21 protein-coding genes and 1 pseudogene are annotated in these 25,134 nt (G+C 71.0%); 7 read left to right on the top strand and 15 right to left on the bottom strand.

Annotated features, from left to right (window positions below):
* The first annotated feature begins 65 nt into the window (after window positions 1–65).
* Together cofD and ACWEFB_RS02595 are read left to right on the top strand one after the other, a co-directional pair.
* Window positions 66–1,034: a 2-phospho-L-lactate transferase gene (gene cofD / locus ACWEFB_RS02600; RefSeq protein ID WP_452281531.1), complete on the top strand. Its 969-nt coding sequence runs from the start codon at window positions 66–68 to the stop codon at window positions 1,032–1,034.
* On the top strand, window positions 1,031–2,128 hold the full coding sequence (locus tag ACWEFB_RS02595; RefSeq protein WP_452281529.1) for a coenzyme F420-0:L-glutamate ligase: 1,098 nt from the start codon (window positions 1,031–1,033) through the stop codon (window positions 2,126–2,128). The genes cofD and ACWEFB_RS02595 overlap by 4 nt, the downstream gene beginning before the upstream one ends.
* 126 nt (window positions 2,129–2,254) lie before the next feature.
* On the opposite strand, the gene ACWEFB_RS02590 is transcribed toward ACWEFB_RS02595, so the two are convergent.
* The 4 genes and pseudogenes from ACWEFB_RS02590 to ACWEFB_RS02575 all read right to left on the bottom strand — a co-directional run bounded on the left by ACWEFB_RS02590 (window position 2,255) and on the right by ACWEFB_RS02575 (window position 6,944).
* The gene (locus ACWEFB_RS02590; RefSeq protein WP_452281527.1) at window positions 2,255–3,268 is read right to left on the bottom strand and encodes a transcriptional regulator; all 1,014 of its coding nucleotides are present in this window, start codon (window positions 3,266–3,268) and stop codon (window positions 2,255–2,257) included.
* A gap of 266 nt (window positions 3,269–3,534) precedes the next feature.
* Window positions 3,535–4,596, bottom strand: a pseudogene (locus tag ACWEFB_RS02585) (hypothetical protein); the annotation flags it as partial.
* Between the two features lie 37 nt (window positions 4,597–4,633).
* Window positions 4,634–5,731: a mannose-1-phosphate guanylyltransferase gene (locus tag ACWEFB_RS02580; RefSeq protein ID WP_452281525.1), complete on the bottom strand. Its 1,098-nt coding sequence runs from the start codon at window positions 5,729–5,731 to the stop codon at window positions 4,634–4,636.
* Between the two features lie 64 nt (window positions 5,732–5,795).
* Window positions 5,796–6,944, bottom strand: coding sequence for a glycosyltransferase family 4 protein (locus ACWEFB_RS02575; RefSeq protein ID WP_326560888.1), 1,149 nt, complete (start codon window positions 6,942–6,944; stop codon window positions 5,796–5,798).
* Window positions 6,945–7,113: 169 nt separating this feature from the next.
* On the opposite strand from ACWEFB_RS02575, the gene ACWEFB_RS02570 reads away from it, so the two are divergent.
* The gene (locus ACWEFB_RS02570) at window positions 7,114–7,884 is read left to right on the top strand and encodes a TIGR03089 family protein (protein WP_452281523.1); all 771 of its coding nucleotides are present in this window, start codon (window positions 7,114–7,116) and stop codon (window positions 7,882–7,884) included.
* A 15-nt stretch (window positions 7,885–7,899) separates the two neighbouring features.
* Here ACWEFB_RS02570 and ACWEFB_RS02565 read toward each other — a convergent pair whose 3' ends face one another.
* Complete coding sequence (locus ACWEFB_RS02565; RefSeq protein WP_452281521.1) at window positions 7,900–8,244, bottom strand: hypothetical protein; 345 nt, start codon at window positions 8,242–8,244, stop codon at window positions 7,900–7,902.
* A gap of 114 nt (window positions 8,245–8,358) precedes the next feature.
* Complete coding sequence (locus tag ACWEFB_RS02560; protein WP_452281519.1) at window positions 8,359–10,356, bottom strand: acetoacetate--CoA ligase; 1,998 nt, start codon at window positions 10,354–10,356, stop codon at window positions 8,359–8,361.
* A 382-nt stretch (window positions 10,357–10,738) separates the two neighbouring features.
* Between ACWEFB_RS02560 and ACWEFB_RS02555 the strand changes: the two genes are divergently transcribed.
* Entirely contained in the window at window positions 10,739–12,049 is a 1,311-nt protein-coding gene (locus tag ACWEFB_RS02555; RefSeq protein ID WP_452281517.1) for a ThuA domain-containing protein, read from the top strand.
* A 60-nt stretch (window positions 12,050–12,109) separates the two neighbouring features.
* Here the strand turns inward: ACWEFB_RS02555 and ACWEFB_RS02550 are convergent, their stop codons facing one another.
* Together ACWEFB_RS02550 and ACWEFB_RS02545 are read right to left on the bottom strand one after the other, a co-directional pair.
* Entirely contained in the window at window positions 12,110–12,526 is a 417-nt protein-coding gene (locus ACWEFB_RS02550) for a hypothetical protein (RefSeq protein ID WP_452281515.1), read from the bottom strand.
* Window positions 12,523–12,774 carry a hypothetical protein gene (locus ACWEFB_RS02545; RefSeq protein WP_326560894.1) on the bottom strand — a complete coding sequence of 84 codons (252 nt, stop codon included), beginning with the start codon at window positions 12,772–12,774 and terminating at the stop codon, window positions 12,523–12,525. The genes ACWEFB_RS02550 and ACWEFB_RS02545 overlap by 4 nt, the downstream gene beginning before the upstream one ends.
* Before the next feature lie 212 nt (window positions 12,775–12,986).
* Between ACWEFB_RS02545 and ACWEFB_RS02540 the strand changes: the two genes are divergently transcribed.
* The gene (locus ACWEFB_RS02540; protein ID WP_452281513.1) at window positions 12,987–14,171 is read left to right on the top strand and encodes a low temperature requirement protein A; all 1,185 of its coding nucleotides are present in this window, start codon (window positions 12,987–12,989) and stop codon (window positions 14,169–14,171) included.
* Window positions 14,172–14,175: 4 nt separating this feature from the next.
* Here ACWEFB_RS02540 and ACWEFB_RS02535 read toward each other — a convergent pair whose 3' ends face one another.
* The 4 genes from ACWEFB_RS02535 to ACWEFB_RS02520 all read right to left on the bottom strand — a co-directional run bounded on the left by ACWEFB_RS02535 (window position 14,176) and on the right by ACWEFB_RS02520 (window position 19,188).
* A complete protein-coding gene (locus ACWEFB_RS02535; protein WP_452281511.1) occupies window positions 14,176–15,204 on the bottom strand; it encodes a hypothetical protein in 1,029 nt (342 codons plus the stop codon).
* A 4-nt stretch (window positions 15,205–15,208) separates the two neighbouring features.
* Window positions 15,209–16,171 carry a hypothetical protein gene (locus tag ACWEFB_RS02530; RefSeq protein WP_452281509.1) on the bottom strand — a complete coding sequence of 321 codons (963 nt, stop codon included), beginning with the start codon at window positions 16,169–16,171 and terminating at the stop codon, window positions 15,209–15,211.
* Window positions 16,172–16,335: 164 nt separating this feature from the next.
* The gene (locus ACWEFB_RS02525; protein WP_326560897.1) at window positions 16,336–16,860 is read right to left on the bottom strand and encodes an acyl-CoA thioesterase; all 525 of its coding nucleotides are present in this window, start codon (window positions 16,858–16,860) and stop codon (window positions 16,336–16,338) included.
* 105 nt (window positions 16,861–16,965) lie between these two features.
* Window positions 16,966–19,188 carry a discoidin domain-containing protein gene (locus ACWEFB_RS02520; protein WP_452281507.1) on the bottom strand — a complete coding sequence of 741 codons (2,223 nt, stop codon included), beginning with the start codon at window positions 19,186–19,188 and terminating at the stop codon, window positions 16,966–16,968.
* A gap of 301 nt (window positions 19,189–19,489) precedes the next feature.
* Between ACWEFB_RS02520 and ACWEFB_RS02515 the strand changes: the two genes are divergently transcribed.
* Window positions 19,490–20,182, top strand: a complete 693-nt coding sequence (locus ACWEFB_RS02515) for a hypothetical protein (protein WP_326560899.1) — start codon at window positions 19,490–19,492, stop codon at window positions 20,180–20,182.
* Window positions 20,183–20,312: 130 nt separating this feature from the next.
* On the opposite strand, the gene ACWEFB_RS02510 is transcribed toward ACWEFB_RS02515, so the two are convergent.
* Entirely contained in the window at window positions 20,313–21,536 is a 1,224-nt protein-coding gene (locus ACWEFB_RS02510) for an FUSC family protein (protein WP_452281504.1), read from the bottom strand.
* Between the two features lie 102 nt (window positions 21,537–21,638).
* A complete protein-coding gene (locus ACWEFB_RS02505; RefSeq protein WP_452281502.1) occupies window positions 21,639–22,094 on the bottom strand; it encodes a MarR family winged helix-turn-helix transcriptional regulator in 456 nt (151 codons plus the stop codon).
* Between the two features lie 127 nt (window positions 22,095–22,221).
* On the opposite strand from ACWEFB_RS02505, the gene ACWEFB_RS02500 reads away from it, so the two are divergent.
* The gene (locus tag ACWEFB_RS02500; RefSeq protein ID WP_452281500.1) at window positions 22,222–23,418 is read left to right on the top strand and encodes an MFS transporter; all 1,197 of its coding nucleotides are present in this window, start codon (window positions 22,222–22,224) and stop codon (window positions 23,416–23,418) included.
* A gap of 181 nt (window positions 23,419–23,599) precedes the next feature.
* Here ACWEFB_RS02500 and ACWEFB_RS02495 read toward each other — a convergent pair whose 3' ends face one another.
* Window positions 23,600–25,057: a dihydrolipoyl dehydrogenase family protein gene (locus tag ACWEFB_RS02495; RefSeq protein WP_452281498.1), complete on the bottom strand. Its 1,458-nt coding sequence runs from the start codon at window positions 25,055–25,057 to the stop codon at window positions 23,600–23,602.
* Between the last annotated feature and the right edge of the window lie 77 nt (window positions 25,058–25,134).

The raw sequence follows: 25,134 nt of genomic DNA, 5'->3' as shown, positions 1-25,134 counted from the left end.
CGCAGGTGAGCCTAGTCGCCAACCCGCATAACGGCTCGACACGCGGGGTGCGGGAGGATGGTCGTATGCACATCGTGGTACTCACCGGCGGCATCGGCGGAGCCCGCTTCCTGGCCGGCGTACGGGCGTACGCCGCCGTGACGGGCGACGAGGTGACCGCCGTGGTCAACGTCGGCGACGACGTGATCATGCACGGGCTGCGGATCTGCCCCGACCTGGACAGCGTCATGTACACCCTGGGTGGCGGCGCCGACCCGGAGCGCGGCTGGGGACGGGTCGGCGAAACCTGGACGATCAAGGAAGAACTCGCCGGGTACGGCGCGGAGCCGAGCTGGTTCGGGCTGGGCGACAAGGACATCGCCACCCACCTCGTACGGACGAACATGCTCAACGCCGGTTACCCGCTCTCGGCGGTGACGGAAGCGCTCTGCGCCCGCTGGCAGCCCGGCGTACGGCTGCTGCCGGCGACCGACGACCGCCTGGAGACGCATGTGGTGGTCGACGCCCCGGCGGACGGTGCGGGCGACGGTGGCGGACAGCGGGCGATCCACTTCCAGGAGTGGTGGGTACGCCACCGGGGCGCCATCCCGACCCACCGGTTCGTGTTCGTCGGTGCCGAGGCGGCGAAACCGGCGGCCGGGGTGCTCGACGCGCTCGCCGGGGCGGACGTGGTGCTGGTGGCGCCGAGCAACCCGGTGGTGAGCATCGCCCCGATCCTGGCGGTGCCGGGGCTGCGCGAGGCGCTGACCGCCAACCGGGCCCCGGTGGTCGGGGTGTCACCGATCATCGGCGACGCCCCGGTGCGCGGCATGGCCGACCGGTGCCTGTCGGTGCTCGGGGTGCCGGTCTCCGCCGCCGGGGTGGGTGCCCTGTACGGCGCCCGCGCGGCCGGTGGGATCCTCGACGGCTGGTTGGTGGACACCACGGACGCGCAGACGTCGGTGCCGGATCTGACCGTCCGGGCCGCCCCGCTCTGGATGACCGACGAGACCGCGACCGTGGCGATGGTCCGGGCCGCGCTGGAGCTGGCGTGAAACTGGAGATCCTGCCGGTGCTCGGCATCGGTGACGTGGCCGAGGGCGACGACCTGGCGGCGATGATCACGACGGCGGCGCCGTGGCTGCGCGACGGGGACGTACTGATCGTCACCAGCAAGATCGTCTCGAAGGCGGAGGGGCGGCTGGTCGACGTACCGGCGGCCGAGGGGCCGGAGCGGGACGCGGCGCGGGAGGAGATCCTGGTCGCGGAGACCGCCCGGCCGGTGGCCCGGCGTGGGCCGGTCCGGATCGTGCAGACCCACCACGGTTTCGTGATGGCCTCGGCCGGCATCGACGCATCCAATGTGGACCCGTCCCGGCTGGTGCTGCTGCCGAAGGACCCGGACGCCTCCGCCCGGGGGCTGCGGGCGGCGCTGCGCGAGCGGCACGGCGCCGACGTGGCCGTGATCATCTCGGACACCATGGGTCGGCCGTGGCGCAACGGTCTCACCGACGTGGCGCTCGGCGTCGCCGGCCTGAGCGCGATCCGGGACCACCGGGGCGAGGTCGACCCGTACGGCAACGAGCTGAGCATCACCCAGATGGCCGTGGTCGACGAGCTGGCCGGCGCGGGTGAGCTGGTCAAGGGCAAGCGGGACCAGGTCCCGGTGGCGGTGGTACGCGGTTACCTCAACGCCACCGAGCCTGCCGACGGAGCGGGCGCCTCGGTCCTGGTTCGCGACGCCGAACTCGACCTGTTCTCGCTCGGCACCGCCGAGGCGCGGGCCAGCGGGCTCCGGGCGGCGGCCACCCTGCCCGAGACGGCCACCCCGACGGCCGGCTCGGACGGCACCGGGGTCGACCCGGTCGCGGTGCGGCGGGCGATCGCCGCCGTGGCCGACGCGGTGGCGCCCGGCACCGTCTTCACCCCGGTCACCCACGAGGAGGTACGCGACCCGGACCGGCCGGTGACCGCCATCTCGATGGTGCTCTGCACCGCACCGGAGCAAGTCACCGCGACCGCCGACACGCTGGTCCGGTTCGGCGCCGACCTGCACCGGCTGCGCGCCGCCCTGGCCGCCGAGGGCGTCGCGTCGTCGGTCACCGCGCCACCCGCCGGCAGCACCGCGTCCGCCGCTCTCACCCTCTGAACCGCCAACCGCCGGCGAGCGAGCCGGACGGTTCACGAGGTGCGAGCCGGACGGTTCACGAGGTGCGGCATGGCAGGGCTCACCGACCCGGCATGGCTCGGTTCACCGACCCGGCATGGCTCGGTTTCACTGGTGCAGCATGGCCCGGCCGAGCGGGGTGAGCGTGTGCCGTACCGTGTTGCGGTCGCGCTGGCTGACCAGCAGCCCGGCGTTGCGCAGGACGGTGGCGTGCTGGCTCGCCGCTGCGGCAGAGATGTGCAGCCGGCGAGCCACCTCGCCGGTGGAACAACCCTCGTCCACCACCTCGAGGACGTTGGCGCGGGTCCGGCCGAGCAGCGCGGCCAGGGCCTCCCGGCCGCCGCCCTGGCCGATGGCGGGTGCCGTACCGGCGCCCTCCCCGGGGGCGGGGGTGAGCCCGCCGAGCCGGTCGACCGGGTAGACCAGGACCGGCGGCAGGTCCGGGTCGAACAGGGCCACCGGCGTACGTGAGCAGAAGAACGACGGGATGAGCGTCAGCCCACGGTCACCGAGGTGCAGTTCCCGGCTGTACGGGTAGTCGAGCACCTCCAGCACCCCGGCCGAGTAGCGGACCGCCGGACGCAGGCTCGCCAACAGCCCTTCGGCGCCTCCGTCGAGCAGTGCCCTGGCCCGACGGATCCGGTCCGCCTCCACCGCCGCCTCGACCCGGTCCCAGTACGGTCCGAGCGCCACCGACTGGTACTGCCGCATCGAGTCGGTGAGCTGCCGCAGCACCTCCGGCTCGCCCCGCGCCAGGGCGCCGGCCGTGCTGGGCAGCGCGTTCTCGGTGGCGAGCACGGACAGGTCGCGGTGCAGCAGGCGGGCCGGTGTGGACCGGATCGCGTCCAGGCCCGCATCGAGCCCCCGGGAACCCTGGTAGGGGGTGAGGAAGTCGGGAAAGTATCCGCGTGGCGGGTTGAGCGCGAAGAGCAGACGCTGCTGACCGGCCTGGTTCTCCCGACGAAGGCCCCGGTACACGTCCCGCCGCCAGCCGGACATCACCGGGTCGTGGGTGCGCCCCTGCAACAGGTGCAGGCTCAGGATCAGCTCCCAGACCGGGTCGGCCGCCGAGGCCACCCGGGTCCGGGCGATGTCCTCACTGGAGAAGAAGATTTTCAGCATCCAGGCGGCTCCCGGTGGTGGCGGCCAGGGGGCATTCCGACACCTGTCAGATCGTACCCGCCACGATCCACCTGCATCTTTCAGCCTGAACTGAAAGACCTCGACGCCCCCGGTGCTGTCCCGGCATGCTCGCTATTGCCCAGCGCAACGCAAGTCTTGCCGGGGGTAAGGGGAGGTACGGACGTCCGGGCAGGTCACCACGAGGTTTCGCGGCCGTTGATCCGCGAAGGTGTCGCCCGGACGTCCCACTCCGTTCCAGCGCTGGACCAGAGCCCGATCCGCTGGTCCTCGTCGGTGACGTAGAGGTGCCCACCGGCCACCTCGGCCAGTCCCTCCACATTGCGCAGCGGCGCGAGATCGGCCACCAGTTCTCCCGGCACCTCCCACCGCCCCGGCCCGATCGACGGGGGCAGCACGTCGGCGTCGGCCGGCAGTCGGAAACGTACGTGCCGCGACGTCACGTCACCCCCGGCCGGGTGGTCGTCGAGCAGCACCGAGCCCTTCCCGAGCGCGTCGATCGATCCGATCACCGCCGAGTACGACCCGTCGGCGTCGGCCGACAGGGCGCGGAATCCGGTCAGGGCACCCGGTGGGGTAACCCCGGTCAACGCGTACGCCCGGACCACCCGTGGCCAGGCAGCCGACTCGAACATGTCGGCCATTCCGGTCACCTCGACCAGGATCGGTTCACCCCGGTCGGTGACCGGGAACCGGAGCCCGAGCAGCAGGGATCCGCCCGGGGTGAACGCCGCCCCCTCGACGTTCAGCGGATGGTCGTCCGGGGCCAGTCGGCTCACCCAGGTCTTCGCCCTGGCACTGCCCCGGGCCACCGTCTCGGCGATGAACCGGTGCCGGACCCGGTCGCCCGGCGGGAGGACGGTGATGTCGGCGCCGGCCAGCACGTCGTTGACCGCGCGGTGCAGGCGGAACTGGTTGCGTACCACCTGGAGGCGGGCCAGCCCGGTGGCGGCGTCCGTCTCCCGGAACCGGGCCACGAACGCCCGCCGGGGACGCAGCGGACCGGCCTTCGATCCGAAGTGCGAGCCGAACACGTAGATCCACTCGCCGAACCGGGCCAGCGCCTCGGCGTCCTCGGTCCGGCCCTGCTCCAGCCCGGCGTCCGCGGCGAGCGGGTACGCGCCCCACCCGCCGCCGTTGCCCTGGACCAGCAGGCCGATGCTCCGCTCGACCGGTGCCTCGTCCAGCACCGTCCAGAACGCCTGCCGGGCGCCGTACGCGGCGAGCACCGCCGGTGCGCGTACGGGGAGCAGGTCGCTTGCCTCGTTACCGCCGAGGGCCAGGTCCACGGTGTGCACGGCGCCGGTCATGTCGATCAGGGTACGGACCGGCGCCAACGCCGCCGGCTCAGATGTAGCCTTCCTCGCCCCGCTGCTTCAACTCGTCGACCAGCTTCTTCACGTCCTGGGCCCGGTCACGGGGGCAGATCATCAACGCGTCCGGGGTGTCCACCACGATCAGGTCCCGCAGGCCGAGCGCGGCAACCAGCCGGCCCGAGTGCGGCACCACGACCATGTTGGTGCTGTCCCAGAGCAGCACACCCGGCTTCTCCGTCTCCTCGCCGCCGAGGACCACGTTGCCCGCCGCGTCCGCCGGCAGTACGTCGCCGAGGGTGTGGAAGTCGCCGATGTCGTTCCAGCCGAAGTCGCCGGGGACGGTCGCCACCCGGCCCGCCGCGGCGGCACCCTCCATCACCGCGTAGTCGACCGAGATCTTGGTCAGCGTGGGCCAGACCGTGCCGAGCACGTCCTCCCGTTCCGGGGTGTGCCAGGCCTGCGCGATGGTGGTCACCCCGGCGTGCAGTTCCGGCTGTTGGCGGGCCAGTTCGGTGAGGAAGACGTCGACCTGCCAGACGAACATGCTGGCGTTCCAGAGATAGCGCCCGGACCGGACGTACGCCTCGGCGACGTCGGCGGCCGGCTTCTCCTTGAACTCCTCCACCATGCGCAGCGGGCCGCCCTCGATCAGGGGGCCGCACTGGAGGTAGCCGTAACCGGTCTCGGGGCGGGTGGGGGTGATGCCGACCGTCATCAGCAAGCCCTGTTCGGCGCCGGTGATTGCCAGCCGGACCGTCTCCACCCAGCGCGCCGGGTCGCCGATCAGGTGGTCCGCCGCGAACGAGCCCATCACCGCCGTCGGCTCCCGCAGGGCGATCACCGCCGCGGCCAGGGCGATCGCCGCGCACGAGTCCCGTGGCGAGGGCTCGACCAGGATGTTCTCCTCCGGCAGCCCGGCGAGTTGGCGGGCGACGGCGGTGACGTGCGCGACGCCGGTGACCACCATCGTCCGGTCCGGGGTGGTGAGCGGGCCGATCCGGTCGACCGTCGCCTGGAGCAGTGACGCGTCGGTGCCCGTGAGCGGATGGAGGAACTTCGGGTGTCCGGCGCGGGACAGCGGCCAGAGGCGGGTGCCGCTGCCGCCCGCTGGGATGACGGCGAAAAACATCAACACATCATGCCGGACGTTTCGCCCCTCATATGCATGCTTGCTCTGAGCGCGGAATTCCGGTTCATCCGCTGATCCGGCTCCAGGCCGCAAGGTGCACCTCGGCGCTGGACTCCCAGGTGAACTCCTTCGCCCGGTCCAGGCCCGCCTTGGCCAGGGTCAGCCGGCGCGATTCGTCGTCGAGCAGGGCGGCCAGGTCGGTGGCGATCTGCTGCGGGTCCTCGCTGGTGTAGGCGACGGCGTCGCCGCCGACCTCGGGGAGCGAGAGCCTCGGGGTGGTGAGCACCGGGGCGGCGCAGGCCATCGCCTCCAGGATCGGCAGGCCGAAGCCCTCCCCGTACGACGGGTAGGCGGCGACCAACGCACCGCCGAGGAAGCCGGGCAGGTCGGCGTAGCGCAGATAGCCGGGGCGGAGCAGCCGCAGGTGCGCGGGTACGTCCGCGACGGCCTGGTCGATGTCGTCGTCGTGCCCCTGCCCACCGGCGATGACGAGGGCCGGCGGATCGTCCCGGTCCTGTACGGCGAGCACCCAGCCACGGATCAGGTTCGGTACGTTCTTGCGCGGCTCCTTGGCCCCGAGGAACGCCACGTAGTTGTGCCCGCCGAGGCCGAGCCGGGCGCGTACCCGGGCCTTCTCCTCCTCGCTGGGTGCGTGGAAGGCGCTCTGGTCGACCCCGTGATAGGCGACGTCGATCTTGGTCGGGTCGGCGTCGAGCAGCCGGATCAGCTCGTCCCGGGTGGCCTTGCTCGGCACGATCACCCGGTCGGCCCGGCGCAGCGAGGTCTTGATCGCACTGCGGAAGAAGGTCCGCCGGGACTTGTCGTAGTGCTCCGGCTCGGTGAAGAAGGTCGCGTCGTGCACGGTCACCGTGACCGGACAACCTGCCCGCAGCGGGCAGGTGTAGAACGGCGAGTGCAGGACCTGCGCGCCGACCTGCTGGGCGAGCAGCGGCAACCCGGTCTGCTCCCAGGCCAGCCGGGCCGGTCGGTGGGCGACGGCGGCCGGTGCGGAGATCACCTCGACCGCCGGCAGCATCCGCGCGTAACGCTCCGCGTCGGTCCGGAGTCCGACCACGACCAGATCGACCCCACCCGATGCGCACATTCTGCCCAGCGCGCCGAGCAGGCCATCGACGTATCGACCGACGCCGCCACGGTCGGCGGGGACGCTGGTGGCGTCGATGAGCACGCGGGGCGGGCGACCGGGGGTCACTTGGCGACTCCTCAAACTGCGGGTTGTGGGGAACAACACTCTTGCCAAGCCTACGCCGCCCCGCTGTCCCGGCGTCGACTGCGACCCGACAGCCCGTTGTCTTTCCGGCGACTGAACCGATACCGGCGACCGGACCCGGACCCAGCCGCGAAGGCTATCCTCAGTGGCGATGACGGACAAAACCACGACGGCCGACACCATCGCGCGCGTGCTCGCCGCAGCGGTCGCCGCCGACCCGACCAGACCCCTGCTGACCTGGTACGACGACGCCACCGGCGACCGTACGGAGCTGTCCGGGGCGACGCTCGCCAACTGGGTCGCCAAGACCGCGAACCTGCTGGTCGACTCGGCCGGACTGGCCCCCGGAGACCGGGCCGGCGTGCTGCTGCCGCCGCACTGGCAGACCGCGTCCGTCCTGCTCGGCTGCTGGTCAGCGGGGTTGGCGGTGCACGGGAGCGGGGTGTCCGTACCGGCCGGCGGAGCGACGTCCACCGATGCCTCGGCGGACAGCCCGGAGCCGCCGCGTCCGGTCGACGTCCTCTTCGTGGCGGCCGACCGGATCGACACCGCCTCGGCCTGGCCGGCCGGTGACCGGTACGCGCTGGCGCTCGCCCCGATGGCCGCACCGCTGCGTACGGTCCCGCCGGGCTTCGCCGACTACGTGGTGGAGGTACGCGGCCACGGCGACCACTTCACCCCGGAACCGGGCGGTGGCCCGCAGGACGCCGGGCTGACCGGGCTCGCGGCCCGGTCCGCGGCAACGCTCGGGATCACCCCCGGTGCCCGGGTGCTGATCGACGCGACCACCCACCCGGATCCGGTGGACTGGCTGCTCGCGCCCCTCGTCGCCGGGGCCAGCGTGGTCCTCTGCGGGCACCTCGACCGGGCCCGGCTGGCCGACCGGCTGACCTCCGAACGGGTCACCCTTGACCTGTCCTGAGCCGGCACCGGGTGTTCACAGCTCGGACGGGAAGACTTCACGCAGCACGCCGTCCGGACCGCACCGGTAGAAGCCGGCGACGTCACCCAGCCAGGGTCGGGATCGTGCCTGGGCCGGGGTGAGCACCGTGGCCTGGACCCGCAGCACCACGGACCGCCCCCGGTACGGGGTCCGCGTACCCACCAGGCCGTCGACCAGGACCGCCCGACGCCCGGAGACGAGCGCCCCGTCGACCACCCAGTCCGCCGGCAGGTGGCACCAGGCGGTACGCACCATCCGGGCCAGCGGGCTGAGTGCCCCGCCGCCACCGGTGCTCGGATGGACGGTGTCGGTGATGGTCAGTTGCAGGTAGGCGCCCACGAAAGGTGAAACGCCCCGGCACCACCCTCACGTTGTCGGTCGGGCGGACGGAGTGCACCGACCGCCCGACGAACATCACCGACCTACCGGTCAGCCCCGCGCCCGCCCCTCGGCTCAGCCCCGCGCCCGCTCCTTGGCGAAGAGTTCGAAGGCGATCAGCGACTCCGGATTCACCAGCGCCCCGGTGGCCGCTGCGGCGGCTACCGGCGTACCGGTGAGGATCTTCTTGACCGGAACCTCGAGCTTCTTCGCGGACAGCGTCCGGGGGACCGCGCGGACCTGGTGGATCTCGTCCGGTACGTGCCGGGGCGAGAGCGCGGTACGCAGCTCGCGTGCGATCTTCGCCTTCATCGGATCGTCGAGCTCCAACCCCTCCGCGAGCACGACGAACAGCAGCAGCTCGCCGGCACCGCCCTCGTTGTCCTCCAGGTGCACCACCACCGAATCGGTGACCTCGTCGAGCCCCTCGACCACCGAGTAGAACTCGGCCGTGCCGAGGCGTACGCCGCCCCGGTTGAGGGTGGCGTCGGACCGGCCCGTGATCACACAACCGCCGCGCTCGTTGATCGTGATCCAGTCCCCGTGCCGCCAGACCCCCGGATAGTGGTCGAAGTACGCCTCCCGGTAGCGGCGGCCGTCCGGGTCGTTCCAGAAGCCGACCGGCATGCTCGGCATCGGTGCGGTGATCACCAGTTCGCCGAGTTCACCGACGACCGGCCGTCCGTCCGCCGAGCGGGCCTCCACCCTGGCCCCGAGCGCACGGCAGGCGATCTCACCGGCGTACACCGGCAGGAGCGGGACTCCGCCGACGAAGCCGGTGCAGACGTCGGTGCCACCGGACAGCGACTGGAGCTGGAGGGTGGTGCTGACCTCGTCGTACACCCAGGTGAAGCCCTCGGCGGGCAGGGGTGCGCCGGTCGAGCCGAGACCGCGCAGCCGGCTGAGGTCCGCGATCTCCCTGGGGCGTACGCCGGCCTTGCGGTTGGCCAGCAGGAACGGGGCGGAGGTGCCGAAGTAGGTGGTACCGGTCTCCTCGGCCAGCCGCCAGAGCGCACCGAGGTCCGGCTCGGCGGGGCGGCCGGGCTCGGCCCGTACGGCGGGGTTGCCGTCGTAGAGCACGATCGCCGCGCCGACCGCCGGCCCGGAGACCAGGAAGTTCCACATCATCCAGCCGGTGGTGGTGAACCAGAAGAACCGGTCGGCCGGACCGAGGTCGTGGTGCAGGGCGAGCATCTTGAGGTGTTCGAGCAGGATGCCGCCGTGCCCGTGCACGATCGGCTTGGGCAGCCCGGTCGTGCCGGAGGAGTAGAGCACGTAGAGCGGGTGGTCGAACGGCACCGGGTCGAAGGCCAGCGGCTCGTCCGTGGGGGCCGCGAGGTCCGCCCAGGCCAGGGTGCCGTCCGGCGGCGCGGCGTCCGGGTGCAGATAGTCCAGGACCACCGTGTGTACGAGCGACGGCAGCGCGGCCCGGATCGCGGCCACCTCGCCCCGCCGGTCGACCGGCTTGTCCCCGTAGCGGTAGCCGTCGACGGCCACCAGGACCTTCGGCTCGATCTGCTGCCACCGGTCGGTGACGCTGCGGGTGCCGAACTCCGGCGCGCAGGAGGAGAAGATCGCCCCGAGGCTGGTGGTGGCGAGCATCAGCACGAACGTCTCGGGGATGTTCGGCGCGTACGCGGCGACCCTGTCCCCCCGGCCCACGCCGAGCCGGCGCAGTCCGGCACGCACCCGGCGTACGTCCTCACGCAGTTGCCTGGCGGTGAGGGTGACCGGCGCGCGGGTCTGGCTGTGCGCGATGACCACGGGAGAGTCGTCGGCCAGGCCCGGCATGCGCAGCACGTGTTCGGCGTAGTTGAGCGTGGCGCCCGGGAACCACTCGACGCCGGGCATCCGGTCGCCGCTGAGCGTCGCGGTCGGCGGGGTGTGCGCGATGACCTGGAAGTAGTCCCAGATCGACCGCCAGAAGGCGTCGAGGTCGGTGACCGACCACTGCCAGAGTGCCGGGTAGTCGGCGAAGCCGAGGCCGCGGTGCTCCCGCAACCAGCGCAGGTAGTCACCGATCCGCGTGGTCTCGCGGACATCGACCGGCGGCTCCCAGAGCACGTCACCCATGGTCCTCCCCTCCCCGGGCCTGCCACAACACCGTGGTGTGACCCAGCCGCCATCCTGCCGTACCCCAGGGGCCCATTCTCCGCACGCCCCGCCCCACCCGAGACGTGCCCACCCCACATGCTTCACCCCACCCCATGTGCCCCCCACCCACCCCACCCACCCCACCCCCCACCCGCGATCTAGGGCAAATACAGGCTTATTGATCTCTAGCAACACGTATTTGCCCTAGATCGACGAGAAAGGCGTGGGCGAGGGTGACCGATTGCTTCTCTTAAGTCGGATATTGACATGTGATTCGAGCTAGCCATAGCGTATGGTCGATCGCTCGTGGCATCGCCCTGGTCGACCCCGACCAGCCACGTGTGGTCCGAGAGGACCCATCATGGATATCGGTACCCGTACGCCAGTCTCCAGAAAGAGGCTGGTTCAGCTCCTCGCGCTTTTCCTGGCGCTGATCTGCGTATCGTCCAGCCCGGCAATCGGAAATGCGAAAGCGGCTGCCGCCGCACCCGCATTCAACGTCATTGCCTTCTACAACGGCACCTGGGACGCGGCGCACATCAGTTTCGTCCGGGAAGCCAACCAATGGTTCCCGCAGATCGCGGCGCAGAACAACTTCACCTACACCGCGACAACCGACTGGAGCCGGCTCAACACGGCCAACCTGGCCCAGTACCAGGTGGTGCTCTTTCTGGACGACCTGCCGCCGGCGGCACAACGGCCGGCGTTCCAGCAGTACATGCAGAACGGCGGGGCGTGGCTCGGCTTCCACGTGTCCGCGTTCAACACGAATCCGGGCGGCTGGGACTGGTACCACAACCAGTTCCTCGGCACCGGCGCGTTCCGCAACAACACCTGGGGACCGACCACTGCCGTACTGCGGGTCGAGGACCAGACGCACCCGTCGACCGTACGGTTGCCGCAGACCTTCACCTCGTCGGTCAGTGAGTGGTACAGCTGGAACAACGACCTGCGGAACAACCCGAACATCGACATTCTCGCCTCGGTCGACCAGAGCAGCTTCCCGCTCGGCACGGACCCGAACCAGACCTGGCGCAGCGGTTACTACCCGATCATCTGGCGAAACGTCAACTACAAGATGCTGTACGCGAACTTCGGCCACAACGCGATGAACTACGAGAACAACACCCCGCTCTCGTCCACCTTCGCCAGTGAGGTGCAGAACCGGTTCCTCATCGACGGGCTGCTCTGGCTCGGCGGTGGCGGCGGCACCACTCCCCCGCCGACCACTCCGATCTCCCCGACCGCCTGGTACACGGTGGTGAACGCGGGTAACGGAAAGTGCGTCGACAGCCGTGCCGCCGGCACCGCCAACGGCACCGCGATCCAGCAGTACACCTGCAACAACAGCAACGCCCAGCAGTTCCAGTTCCAGCCGACGAGTGGCGCCTTCGTACGCGTCAACAACCGTGCCAACAGCGCCCGGTCGATCGACGTGACGAACGTGTCCACCGCCGACAACGCACCGATCCAGCTCTGGACGTACACCGGCGGCAACAACCAGCAGTGGCAACCGGTCGCCGAGACCGGCGGCACCTACCGACTGGTCAACCGCCTCAGCGGCAAGTGCCTGGACGTGCCCGGCGCCTCGACCGCCAACAGCGTCCAACTCGTGCAGTACGCCTGCAACGGCTCCGCCGCCCAGTCGTTCCGCCTGGTCCAGCAACCCTGACATCGTCCCCGAGGATCCAGGGCCGACGCCGGCAACGGCGTCGGCCCTTCGTCATCGGGACTACGCCTCGCTGAGGTCGACGACCGCCCACCCGTCCGGGAGGACGGCGGCGGCTGCGCCGGGCTTGGCGGTGACGTAGTGGGCCTGGTGGGCCAGGGCGGATCGGATGGCGTGGCCGGCAGCGAGGTCATCACCGGCCGCACGGGCAAACGCCCCGGTCTGGCGGACATCGTCGCCTCCGGGGTCGACGCCGAGCGGCAGGAGTCGCACGGCCGGGGTGGTCATCAGCAGAGCCAGCAGCGCGGTGCCGACCTCGTCGGTGGTGGCCGCGTACGCGGAGGTTAGACACGCGGCCGGGACACCGACCTGACGGTCCTCGTCGGCGATCTCGGCGATCAGCTCACCGACGGCCACCTGACCGGCGACGTACGCCCGCAGCGCACTGTCGTCGAGAACGACGGCGATCTCCTGGCTCACGCGGCGCCGCCGAGCAACCGGCGTCCGGCGTCGAGCACGTCGGCCGGCATCGGCTCGGCCAGCCGGTCACGCCAACGGGCCTTGCCCTCCTCGGTGACCTCGATCCCGGCGCGGCGCATCACCTCGTCGACCCGGCCGCCGGCCATCTGGGCGCGCAGGGCTGAGGTGATCGCGGCGGACGCGTTGGGCTGGTCGTCAAGCCACTGGGCGACGTCGTCCGGGACGCTGATGCTGCGCTTCGAGGTCACGTGGCCGAGCCTACCCCAAACGGTATTACCGGCGGTGCTACCGCACGGTGGTCGGCCGCTGCCGCGTGCCGTCCCGACCCGTCGCGCGATTTCCCGGTACGCGCCCGCCCGGTCCCCCCGCTTGCTTAACTTGGGCAGATGTGGCCGACTCCTTCGTCAACCTGAACCGTTCGGCCCGGCATGGGCGCAGCGCGGACCGGGGCGGATGATCGATGACGGACGAGGGCAGGACCGGGCTGATCCGCAGCTCCGACGCGCCGGAACGAGCCACCCTGCTCGAGTTGCTCTTCGACGTGGCGTACGTGGCCGCGCTCACCCTCTCCTCGATGCGGCTGGCGGAGGAGGTGACCCTGACCGAGGCCGTGCGGTTGCTCGTCCTCGTGATGGCCATCTGGTGGACCTGGTCGATCACCGCGCTGCTGACCGACTTCTACAACCCGGAGCGACTGCCGATCCAGGCGATGATCGCCGGGAAGCTGCTCGGCAGCATCCTGCTCGCGGCCACCATGCCGCGCGCGTTCTCGAACCTGGGCTGGCTGTTCGCGGCCGCGTACGTGGCCATGCACGTCGGTCGCGGAATCGTGCTGGTGAGCGTTCTGCGCAGCACCACCGCACGGACCCGGGCGGCACGGTTCCTGTTCTGGTTCGTGATCTCCGGGGCGCTGTGGGTCGGTGGCATCTTCGTCGAGGGCTGGGACCGGTTCGGCCTCTGGGCGCTCGCGATCACGATCGACTACGTCTCGGCGGCGCTACGGTATCCCACGCCCTTGATCGGCCGGGTGCCGCTGAAGCAGTACGACAAGGCCAGCGGCCACCTCGGCGAGCGGTACCAGCAGTTCCTCATCCTCGCGCTCGGCGACCTGCTGCTGGTCCCGACCCTGCGGATCAGCGGCAGCGAGTTCACCGTGATGCGGGTCGCCGCCTTCGTCCTGGCCTTCGTCACCACCCTGATGTTCTGGCAGATCTACGTCTTCCGGGCCGGCGCCTTCCTCCAGGTCGCCCTGGAGGTGAGACCCGGCCGGATCACCCGGTGGGCGCCCTACACGCACCTACTCATGGTGCTCGGTGTCGTCTCCAGCGCGGCCGGGTTCGACCTGGTCATCGACCGGCCGGGCGGCTCCACCCAGGCCGGGCTGATCTGTGTCATCTTCGGCGGGCCGGCACTGTTCCTGATCGGCCGGAGCGCCTTCGAGTACGAGGTGTTCCGGACCGTCTCGCGGGCCCGGCTGGGCTGGCTGCTGGTCCTGGTGCTGGTCGCCCCGACGATGGTGTTCCTGCCGCCGGTCCTGGTCACGACCACCACGTGTGTCGTCCTACTCGGCATCGTGATCTCCGACGCGGTACGCGCCCACCACGGCAGGTTGGCCACGCCCGATGTGAGTCTCCGGGAGGGCTGACCGGTCAGGCCGGTGCCCGGAGCTGTTCGGCGATCTTCCGGCAGTTGTCCATGCCGTAGTCCCAGCCGAGGGCGACCGGGTAGCGGGTCATCACGCCCATCGTCCAGTCGCCGGAGATGGCCAGGCAGTTGACGTGGTACTCCTGCTCCTTGGTCCGTTCGACCCAGCCGTTCTTGATCGCGATCGTCTTCCGCTGCGCCGCCGGGAAGGCGTGCCGGATGCCGAAGTCGCCGACTCCGCGTACCAGGCGCATCTCGTTGAGCAGCCAGGTGGTCCACGTGTCGCCGGCCGCCCGCCCGTCGGCGATGCAGACGCCGAGCCGGGCGGTGTCCCGGGGCGACAGGGCGGTACGGCTCCAGCCGCCGTCCGCGGCCGGGCCGCTGTCGGTGAGCTTGCAGATGCCGACCAGCCGGTTGATCGACTCGGTCCGACCGACCTCGGTGAAGAGCGTGTCGGTACGGGTGTTGTCGCTGTCACGGATGATCTTGGTCAGGTCGGCGAGCTTCGCCTCGGTCGGGGTCACCCCGTCGGCTGCCGCCCGACGCAGGTAGTCGGCGGTGAGCCAAGCCTTGATCAACGATGCGGTGGTGCTCGTCTCGCCCATGTTGGCGGAGCCGGAGACCGCGCCCGTACGCCGGTTGACGATGCTCCAGGCCCACCAGCCCTGAAGGTCGAGCTTGACCGTCGTCGGTCGTACGCCGAGCGGGGACAGCGGCGGGGTGACCTTGCCGGTGGGTGAACCGGACGGCGACTTTACGGGCGACTTCGTCGGGGAGGCGGACGGCGACCCGGACGGCACGGGGGACGGCGACCCGGTCGGGATGGACGTGCCACCTGCCGACGGGGCGCCGCCGGCACCGATCGGGGCGGCCGGCTCGTCCCACTGGGCGACCGCCTCGGTGTCCGTGGACCCGCCCGGCAGGACCCGGATCCCGACCAGCACCAGGAGGACCAGTACGCCCGCGACGGCGGCCAACCACCAGGGCGACCGCCGGCCCGGACGGTGGGAGCGGGCGGTGGTGGTGCTTTCCAACGTGTCAGCTCCCGGTCAGGGGTCGGGGGATCCGCAGCGCGGCGCCGACCCCCGGGGTGACCAGTTGGGCGGCGATGTTCGCGCAGACCCGGGCACCATATTCCAGACCACGCTTGTCGGGATAGCGCTGCTGCACCGCCAGCACCCAGTTGTTACTGATGGCGAGGCAGTTGACGTGCCAGTTCCCGTCGTAGACGAGTGAGGTCCAGCCGTTCTTGATGCTGACCGGATCGCTCTGTAGCAGTTCCTTCGGCAGGCCGTCGATGATGCCCCAGCGGCCTCCGCCCCTGGTCCGTTCCTGGTCCTTCTTTGCCGCCGTGCCCCAGACGTTGCGCATCTCGTCCAGCACCCAGTCCGTCCATTTTGGACCGGCGGCGGTGCCGTTCCGGACGCACTCGCCCAGCCGTACCGCGTCCTGCGCGGTCATCTCGGTGAAACTCCACCAGCCGACGTATCCGGGCACGGTGCCGAGCCGGGTGTTGGTGAGCTTGCACATGCTCATCATCCGTTTGGTCACGGCCGTACCGCCACCGGCGGAGTAGAGCGCTCCGGCGGCGTCGTCATCGCTGTACCGGAGCGCGGCGCTGCCCTGTTTCAGGCGGTCCGCCGAGGGGGTCCTGCCCGCCTCCGCCGTCCGCCGCAGGAAGTCCGAGACGATCCACACCTTGATCATCGACTCGGTGGAGTTGGTCGACTCGGCACTGTTGGGCGAGCCGGTGATCTGCGCGCTCCTGCGGTCGAGCAGCGCCCAGGCGACGAAGCCGTCCGCCGGCACCGCGACCGGCGCCGGGGCCAGGGTCGGCGGTGGCGGCGGGACGAGGGCGGCCCGCGCCGCCGCGGTGGTCGCGACCGGGTCCGGCCCGGCCGGATCGGGCCCGGTGAGCTTGCCGTACGCGGCGGGCACCAGCAGGCCGCCGCCGAGAAGGATCATCACGGCGGCGAACAGCATGATCACGCGGGGGCGCATGTGACGGGCTCCAGGGGGGCGGGGCCGAGGGGGTAAGGGGTGCCGAGAGGGTACGGCGCGCCGACGAATCGGCGTCGCAAAGCTTACGGGGCAACAACTTTTCCGGTAGCCCGCCAGACCCCCGGCCCCGCTTCATTCGGCCAGGGCCGAATCCTGCCCGACCCTTACTCGGCCGCCGCCCGGTTCGCCTGGATCGCGTTCCGCTTGGCCAGCCGGTGTGCACGGCGGATCTCCGCCTCCCGCCACCGCCGCTCGTCGTCCAGCGTCTCCGGCAGCACCGGGCGCACCTCGCGCGGATTGCCGGCCACGTCCACGGCGACAAAGACCAGGTACGCGGTGACCACCCGCAACGGCTGGTCCTCGGCGCTGTCCCAGCGCTCGGCGACCACCTTCACCCCGACCTCCATCGAGGTGCTCCCGGTCCAGTTGACCTGCGCGTGCGCGTGCACCAGGTCGCCGACCCGGACCGGCTCGGAGAAGACGATCTCGTCGATCGCGGCGGTGACCGCCGTACCGCCGCTGTGCCGGGCACCCGACGCACCGGCCACGTCGTCGACGAACTTCATCAGCACCCCGCCGTGCACGGTGCCGTACAGGTTGACGTCGACCGCGGTCATGATGCGGCTCAGCGTCACCCGCGAGTACGAGGTCGGCTTGCCCGACAGCGGGGCCGGAGTCTGCTCGGTCATGCCCCGAACGGTACGGCCCCGACCCACCGCCCGGTACGCGCACCGGCGGGTGGATGACCTGCGTCTCCGCTGGCCAGCCACCCGCCGGCTGATCGCTACCCGGAGTTACTGGTAGACGCGTACGTAGTCGACGAGCATCCGGGACGGGAACGGGGTGGTGCCGTCCACCGGTCCGGGGAAGTCGCCGCCGACCGCCAGGTTGAGGATGATGTAGAACGGGTGGTCGAAGACCCAGGGGCCACGGGTCGCCTCGACGGTGGCCTTGCTGGCGTAGAAGACCGTGGTGCCGTCGAGCTTGAAGGTCATGCCCCGGCTGTCCCATTCGACGGCCCAGACGTGGTAGTCCAGGGACAGGTCCGCGCCACCGGGCGCCGGGTACTTCTGGCCGTACCCGCCACCGCCGTTGTAGGCCGGTGCGTGCAGGGTGGAGTAGCCCTCGAACGTGTTGCGGCCGAGGACCTCCATGATGTCGATCTCACCGTTGTACGGCCAGGGGCGGCCGGTGAGGAAGTCGGCGCCCATCATCCAGAACGCCGGCCACAACCCGTTGCCCTTCGGCACCTTGACCCGGGCCTCGACCCGGCCGTACTGGGTGGTGAACTTGCCGCCGGTGTTCATCCGGTGCGAGGTGTAGTCGCGGCCACCGGCGGTCTCCCGTCGGGCCTCGATGACCAGTGAACCGGCGCCGTCCATGTTCGCGTTGTTGTTGTTCGTGTAGTACTGGATCTCGTTGTTCTGCCCGGTGCCCGGGTCGATGGTCCACTTCGCCGGATCGGGCTTGCTGCCGGCGGCACCGTTGAACTCGTCATTCCAGATCAGCCGGGTGGCCGGGAAGGTCGGGTCGGCCGGCTGGGCCGGGGGCGTGATCGGGGCGCCACCGGTGCCGTAGACCTGGAACTCCCAGAGCGAGTAGCCGTACGGGGTGCCCCGGGCGGTGCCGTACATCCGGACGTAGCGACCGGAGCCGGAGACGTTGAGGGTCTCCTTGAAGCCCGCTCCGGTGGTGGTGGAGTAGATCGTGGTCCAGGTGGTCGCGTTCGGCGAGACCTGGATCTGGTACGCCCGACCGAAGGCCGGGTCCCACTGGAGCACCACCTGCGAGATGGTGGCGGTGGCACCGAGGTCGACGTAGATCCAACCGGGGTCGACCCAGCCCGTGGTGGAACTGGTCGCCCAGCGGCTGGCCGGGTCGTTGTCGAACGCCCTGGCCGGAGTGCACTGGTAGCAGTTCGCGTCGCTCTGGTCGGTGGAGGCGACCGCCGGCTTGTTGTACGACAGCAGCCGGGTCCCGCCGGGCGGCGGAGTGGTCGGCGGGGTCGTGGTCGGCGGCGGGGTCGTCGGAGGTGTGGTGGGTGGGGTGGTCGGGGGCGTGGTCGGCGGGGTCGTCGGCGGAGTGCCGGTGCCGGTACGCACCTGGAACTCCCAGAGCGAGTAGCCGTACGCGGTGGCGCGTGCGGTGCCGTACACCCGGATGTAACGTCCGCTGCCGGCGGCGGTGATGGTCTGCACCCCACCGGTGCTGGTGGTGGTGGAGTAGATGGTGGTCCACGGTCCGGTCGCGCCGGCCGAGACCTGGATCTGGTACGCGGTCGCGTAGGCCGCCTCCCAGTTCAGGGTCACGCCGCAGATCGACTGGGTCGAACCGAGGTCGACCTGGAGCCACTGCGGGTCGGTGAACAGGCTGCCCCAGCGGGTGGCCGCGCTGCCGTCGGTCGCACCGCTGGCGGGAGTGCCGGCGGCCTCGGCCGAGGAGGCGGTGGTCGGCCGGTTCAGGGCCGCGTTGGTGGTGCCACAGGCACTGGGTACGTCCGGACCGAAGACCTGGAACTCCCAGAGCGAGTAGCCGTACGCGGTGCCCCGCTGGGTGCCGAGCATCCGGACGTAGCGGCCGGTGCCGGTGACGGTCAACGACTGGGTTCCGCCGGTGCCGGTCGTGGTCGAGTAGACCGAGGTCCAGGTGGTGCCGTTGGTCGACACCTGGATCTGGAAGGCGCGGGCGTAGGCGCCCTCCCAGACCAGGTTCACCCGGTTGATCGCGACGCTCGCGCCGAGGTCGACCTGGAGCCACTGCGGGTCGCTGTACGCGCTGGACCAGCGGGTGCCGGCGTTCCCGTCGACGGCCGCCGAGGCCGGCGTGGCCGCCGACTCGACCGAGGAAGCGGTCGACGGGCGGCCCTGGGACAGCAGCGGTTCGGCCGCCCCGGCCCGGTCGGCGGAAATTGCCACGTACGCGCTGAGCAGCGCGACAAGAGCGCTCAGCACGACGATCGGACGCCACCGGTTCATCCGGCGGCGCTGGACGTCGGGCAGCAACACGGCCCCATCCATCGTTCCTCCTTGGCGCAGGCGAAACCGGACCAGTGCTTCGGTCTGGTTACGCGAAGGTGTCGAACATGTGTGAGAGCGCTCTCTTATTCGACACTTTCGCTCTCATGACGAGAGGAGTCAATGCCTCGCCGGTTCCGGAACTCGGCCGAGGTGCCCATGTCGGGGCACGATTGGATGATCACCATCAGACAAGGGCAGAACCGGACACGCAGCGCGACCCCGTCATCACGGGACCGGGTCGTCCTTTCCCGGCAGCCGGGCGTACTCGGCTCGCCCCGACCGGAACCGGTACGGTGCGCGGATGCGACATCTCTGGAGCTTGCTCGCCGGAGTGGTGGCGGCACCGTTGACCTGGGTCCTGATTACTCTCGGTCAGGACGGGTCGACCCGCACAGTCACCCGTTGGCTGGAAATCGGCAAGTACAACACGGCCAACCTGATCGAGCCCTCGGTCTACCTCGCGGTCGCCGGGATCCTGCTCGGTCTGCTCGGCACGCTGCGCGTGTCACCGCTCGGCCCGCTGATCGCCGGGCTGGCCCTGATCACCCCGTACGTCGGGCTGTTCGTCGACCCCTTCCGGGTACGCGACACGGTGCCGACGAACTGGAAGGTCTTCGGTGATCCGCTGCCGCTGCTCCACCCCGTGGAGAACGGCACCCTCTTCTTCCTCGGCGCGCTGCTGCTGATGGCGGTGTTCAGCGGTCAGCGCTGGCGGCGGTGGCCGGCACCGGCACCCGTACCGGAGACGGCCACGGCGACCGTCGAGGAGCCCGACAGCACCGAGACGTTCACCCGTACCGACTGGTCGGCGTTGCAGCCGGACCTGGTGGAGCGGGACACCGCACCGCCGACCCTGGGCTACCCGGATCCACCCGCACCGACACCGACACCGGCTCCCGTGGCACCGACCCCGCTGCCCCGCCGTGCCGACAGCGAGAGCCCCTGGTCGGCCCCGCCCCGAAGCGCAGGGAAGACCGAGACTCCCCCGAAGTAACTACCCTCTCCCAACTCCACTCCCGCTCGCGAAAGCGTGGCTGTCCCTCGTCGGACAGCCACGCTTTCGTTCTCGCGTCCCGGTTTCGTTTTCGCGTCCCGGTGCGCCCGCCTTCCGATGTGCTCGCCCGTCAGTGCGCCGACTGCCGCCGGGGCACCGCGGGCGACTCGGCCTGCTCAGGGTGCTGCCACGCGTTCACCGCCTGCCGGACCAGGTGGATGGCCTCGGTCCGCTCCAGGCCGGTGGCCCGGAGAAGATCACTCGCGGTGGTCCGGACCTGGGCGACCACCACGCTGCCGGAGAAACCGACCCCCTCGCCGTACGCCCGGCCGGCGTCGGCCACGGCAGCCAGCACGCAGGCACGGGTGCGGTCGGGAGTTGCCCGCGCACCGAGTTCCTCGTAGAGCAGCCGGACCGCGTCACCCAACCGACCCACCGCCGAGGCCAACGGGGCGGGCATCGGTTCCCCGTCCTCGATCGCGGTGACCGCACGGCGTACCAGGGTGCCGCTGTTGTGTACGGCCTGGTTGACGTACTCCAGGCTCGCGGCGTACCGGCTGATCGCCCGACGCCGGTTCCAGTACGCCGGGGACAGGATCGTCGACTCCCGTCCGCTGTCCACCGCCTCGTCCCAGCCCTCCATCCGCTCGACGATCCGGCGCAGCCGGTCCAGCGCCTCCCTGGCCCGGTCCACGTTCCGTTCCGCCAGCGCGGCGGCGGTCATGGACAGGTCGTCGGCGAGGGACTCCAGCACCGGTCGGGTCGCCCGATCCACCGCCCGGCCCGGATTGAGCGGCAGTACCAGCGACGCCACCACCAGTCCGACACCGCCCCCGATCAGCGCCTCCATGATCCGGGGAAACGCCGGGGAGGTCATCTTCGGATCGAACGCCACCAGCAGTACGGCGGTGGCCGCGGCCTGGGTCAGCGCCGCGACACCGCCGCCGAGGCTGACGGTGACCAGGATCGCCAGCGTGACGATCAGGCCGAGTTGGACGGGTCCGCTGCCGATCGCGCGGATCAGCAGGTCTCCCACGCCGATACCGACCGCGACTCCGATGACCAGCTCGACGGTACGTCGGGTCCGGTGCCCGAGCGAGGCGGCGAGGGTGCCGACCGCCGCGACCGGGGCGAAGATCGGTGCCGGGGCACCGAAAACGTCGTGCATGATCGCCCAGGCCGCACCCGCGGCGACCCCCACCTGCAGGGCGAGCAGGAGGTTTCCCCGTACGTCGTGGGCCCGCTCCCGCACCGTCGCCCCGGACCGGTCCCCGATCCGGCTCACCAGGCCGCCGAGCCGCGCGAGGCCACGACCGACCGTCGAGCCGGTCAGCCGGTCCTGGGCACCCGCCATGACCGGAACTACCCGATACCCGTCTGGTAAATCCTCATTGGGGCAAAGTCATGGCCCGTGCCGCTTGTGGCGCCGTCCGGGCGGCACCGCCCGGTACGCCGCCTACCGGCTTCGGGCGGGTACGCCCTCCTGCAGGGCACCGGCGAGATCACGGAGTTCGGGCACCGCCTCGGCGTCACGCAGCGCCTGTTCGAGGGCCGCGTCGTGTACGGGACGGGCCCGGTCCAGGAAGTCGTGGCCGGACGGGGTCAGCTCGGTGTAGATCCCCCGCCGGTCGTCCACGCAGAGGATGCGGGTCAGCAGTCCCCGTTCCTCCAGCCGGTTGACCAGCCGGGTGGTCGCGCTCGGACTGAGCGCGGCGGCTCGGGCGAGTTGCTGCATCCGCATGTGCCAGCCGTCCTGGCGGGCCAGGGCGTCCAGGACGGTGTACTCGACCACGGAGAGTTCGACCGCACGGGTGAGCGCCCGCTCCAGCGTCGTCTCGATCAGGCCGTGCAGGGCCGCGAGGGTCCGCCATCCCTGGGCGCGTACCTCGACGGCGTCGTCGCCGATCCCCATCCGAACCTCCCGGGCCAAGATAGTTGCGTACGCGCTCTAATGGTGTGTACAACTGTAAAGCCCAGCGCTTGCAACTATCGGTGCAAGCGTACGCGTCGTACCCGCCAACGTACAGACGGAGATATTCATGCCGCTCGGACTCATCGCCCTCGCGCTCGGTGGCTTCGGCATCGGGCTGACCGAGTTCGTGATCGCGGGCCTGCTACCCGAGGTCGCCGCGACCTTCGACGTCTCCGAGGCCGCCGCCGGCTGGCTGATCACCGGGTACGCGCTCGGTGTCGTGGTCGGCGCACTGGCGCTCACCGCGGCCACCACCCGGCTGCCCCGCAAGGCCGTCCTGCTCGCCCTGCTGACCCTCTTCATCGCCGGCAACCTGCTGTCGGCGGTCGCGCCCGACTACGGGCTGATGCTCACCGGGCGGATCGTCGCCGCCCTGTGCCACGGCGCGTTCTTCGGCATCGGCTCGGTTGTCGCCGCCGACATGGTCCCGCCGAACCGGAAGGCCGGCGCCATCGCGATCATGTTCACCGGGCTGACCGCCGCGAACGTACTCGGTGTGCCGCTGGGCACCCTGCTCGGCCAGCAACTCGGGTGGCGTTCCACCTTCTGGGCCATCACACTCGTCGGCATCGTCGCCTTCGCCGGCATCGCCGCCCTGGTACGCGTACCGCGCGGATCGGCGGGCGCGGGCCGACTGGCGTACGAGCTGCGAGCCTTCCGATCCCGCCAGGTCTGGCTCTCGCTGCTGGTGACGGTCCTCGGCTTCGGCGGGATGTTCGGCGCGTTCACGTACATCGCCTACACCCTGACCGGGGTCAGCGGCTTCCCCGCCTCGGCGGTGCCGTGGCTGCTCATCCTGTTCGGCGGTGGACTCTTCGTCGGCAACATCGTCGGCGGCAGGTTCGCCGACCGGTCCGTGGACCGGACCCTGATCACCGTGCTCGCCGGCCTGACCGTGGTGCTGGTCCTGTTCGCGCTGACCGCACGCAGCCAGCCCGCCACGTACGCGGCACTGCTGCTGATGGGCGCGTTCGGTTTCGCCACCGTGCCGGGACTGCAGACCCGGGTGATGAGCTACGCCGAGCAGGCCCCGACGCTCGCGTCCAGCGCCAACATCGCCGCCTTCAACCTCGGCAACGCGTTCGGCGCCTGGATCGGCGGGCTGACCATCTCCGCCGGCCTCGGTTACACCTCACCCATCTGGGCCGGCGCCGCGATCACCGTCGCCGCCCTGGTCGTCCTGCTCGTCGCCCGTACCGTCGGCGGGGTGAACCGCGACCCGGCGACCGACGCCGAGCCCCTCCCTGCGGTCCCGGTCCACTGACCGTCGATCCCCCCGCTCCCCTTCGGACCCCAGCACCCGCAAATCGAACCACTCTCGTACACCGCAGACCGGGCAGCGCGACGATCTTGCACTTGTGGTGGGACACAAATCAGGATGAGTGCCCTGATCCGGGCGCCACAAGTGCAAGATCGTCGAGGAATCGGTGGTGCGGGCATCCCGTCTAGACCTCGGGGCCAACCTGCGGTGCCGGTGGTCCGGACTGTGGACGTCCGTACGTTTCGAGCAGGCGCAGCCAGATCTCGCTGACCGTCGGGTACGCGGGTACGGCGTGCCAGAGCCGGTCGAGCGGCACCTCGGCGACGATGGCGATCGTCGCCGCGTGCAGCAGGTCGCTCACGTCGGGACCGACGAACGTCACCCCGAGCACCACCTCGCGCTTCGCGTCGACCACCATCCTGGCGGTGCCCGCATAACCGTCGGCGCGCACGCTGGCGCCCGCGACCCGGCCGATGTCGTAGTCGACCACGCGGATGTCGTAACCGGCCCGGCGTGCGGCCTCGGCCGTCAGACCGACCGCCGCCACCTCCGGGTCGCTGAAGGTCACCTGCGGTACCGCCGCATGGTCGGCGGTCGCCACGTGGACACCCCACGGCCGGTCCGAGACGGACGCACCGGTCGCCCGCGCCGAGATCACGTCGCCCGCCGCCCGCGCCTGGTACTTGCCCTGGTGGGTGAGGAGCGCCCGGCGATTGACGTCGCCGACGGCGTAGAGCCAGTCGAAGCCGGGCACGAGCATCGTGTCGTCGGTCTCGATCCAGTCGCCGGGGGTGAGACCGACGGTGTCCAGACCGATGTCCCGGGTACGCGGTGTCCGGCCGGTCGCGACCAGCACCTCCCGGGCGGTGACCGTGGTCCCGCCCCCGGTTTCCACGGTCACCCCGTCCCCGTCGCGGGTGACCCGGGTGGTCGCGGTGTCGAGCAGCACGGTGACGCCCTGGTCCCGGAGCGCCTTCGTGACGGCCTCGCCCACGAACGGCTCCATGCCCTCCAGCAGACCGCTGCGGGAGATCAGGGTGACCTCGGCGCCGAAGCCCGCGTAGGCGGTCGCCATCTCGACGCCGACAACACCACCACCGATGATCGCGAGACTCGCCGGAACCGTCTTGGCGCTCGTCGCCTCCCGGCTCGTCCAGGGGTCGGCTCCGGCCAGCCCCTCGATGTCGGGGATCATCGGGTCGGACCCGGTGCTGACCACCACCGCGTGGCGGGCGGTGAGCACCGTCACGCCGCCGTCGGGAGCGATGACCGTGACCTGCTTCGGACCCGTGATGCGCCCGTGGCCGCGTACCAGCGAGATGCCCGCGCCCTCGACCCACTCCACCTGGCCCTCGTCCGACCAGTTGCTGGTGAACGAGTCGCGCCGGGCGAGCACGGCCGCGACGTCGAGTTCACCGGACACGGCCTGCGCGGCACCGGCGACCTGTCGGGCCGCACGCAGCGCCTGCGCGGGACGCAGCAACGCCTTGGAGGGCATGCACGCCCAGTACGAGCACTCGCCCCCGACGAGTTCGTGCTCGACGAGTACGGCGCTCAGACCTCCCCGTACGGCACGGTCGGCCACGTTCTCGCCGACGGCGCCCGCACCCAGCACGACGACGTCATATTCGACTGTCTCCATCGACCCCTACTTCTCTCGTCGCTCGACCGGCTCTCCGGCAACCGCTGCCGGTGCACCGCCACCGCGCCGGTGCACCG

The sequence above is a fragment of the Micromonospora sp. NPDC004704 genome (assembly GCF_053601675.1).
This window is presented reverse-complemented; position numbering and strand designations above follow the sequence as displayed.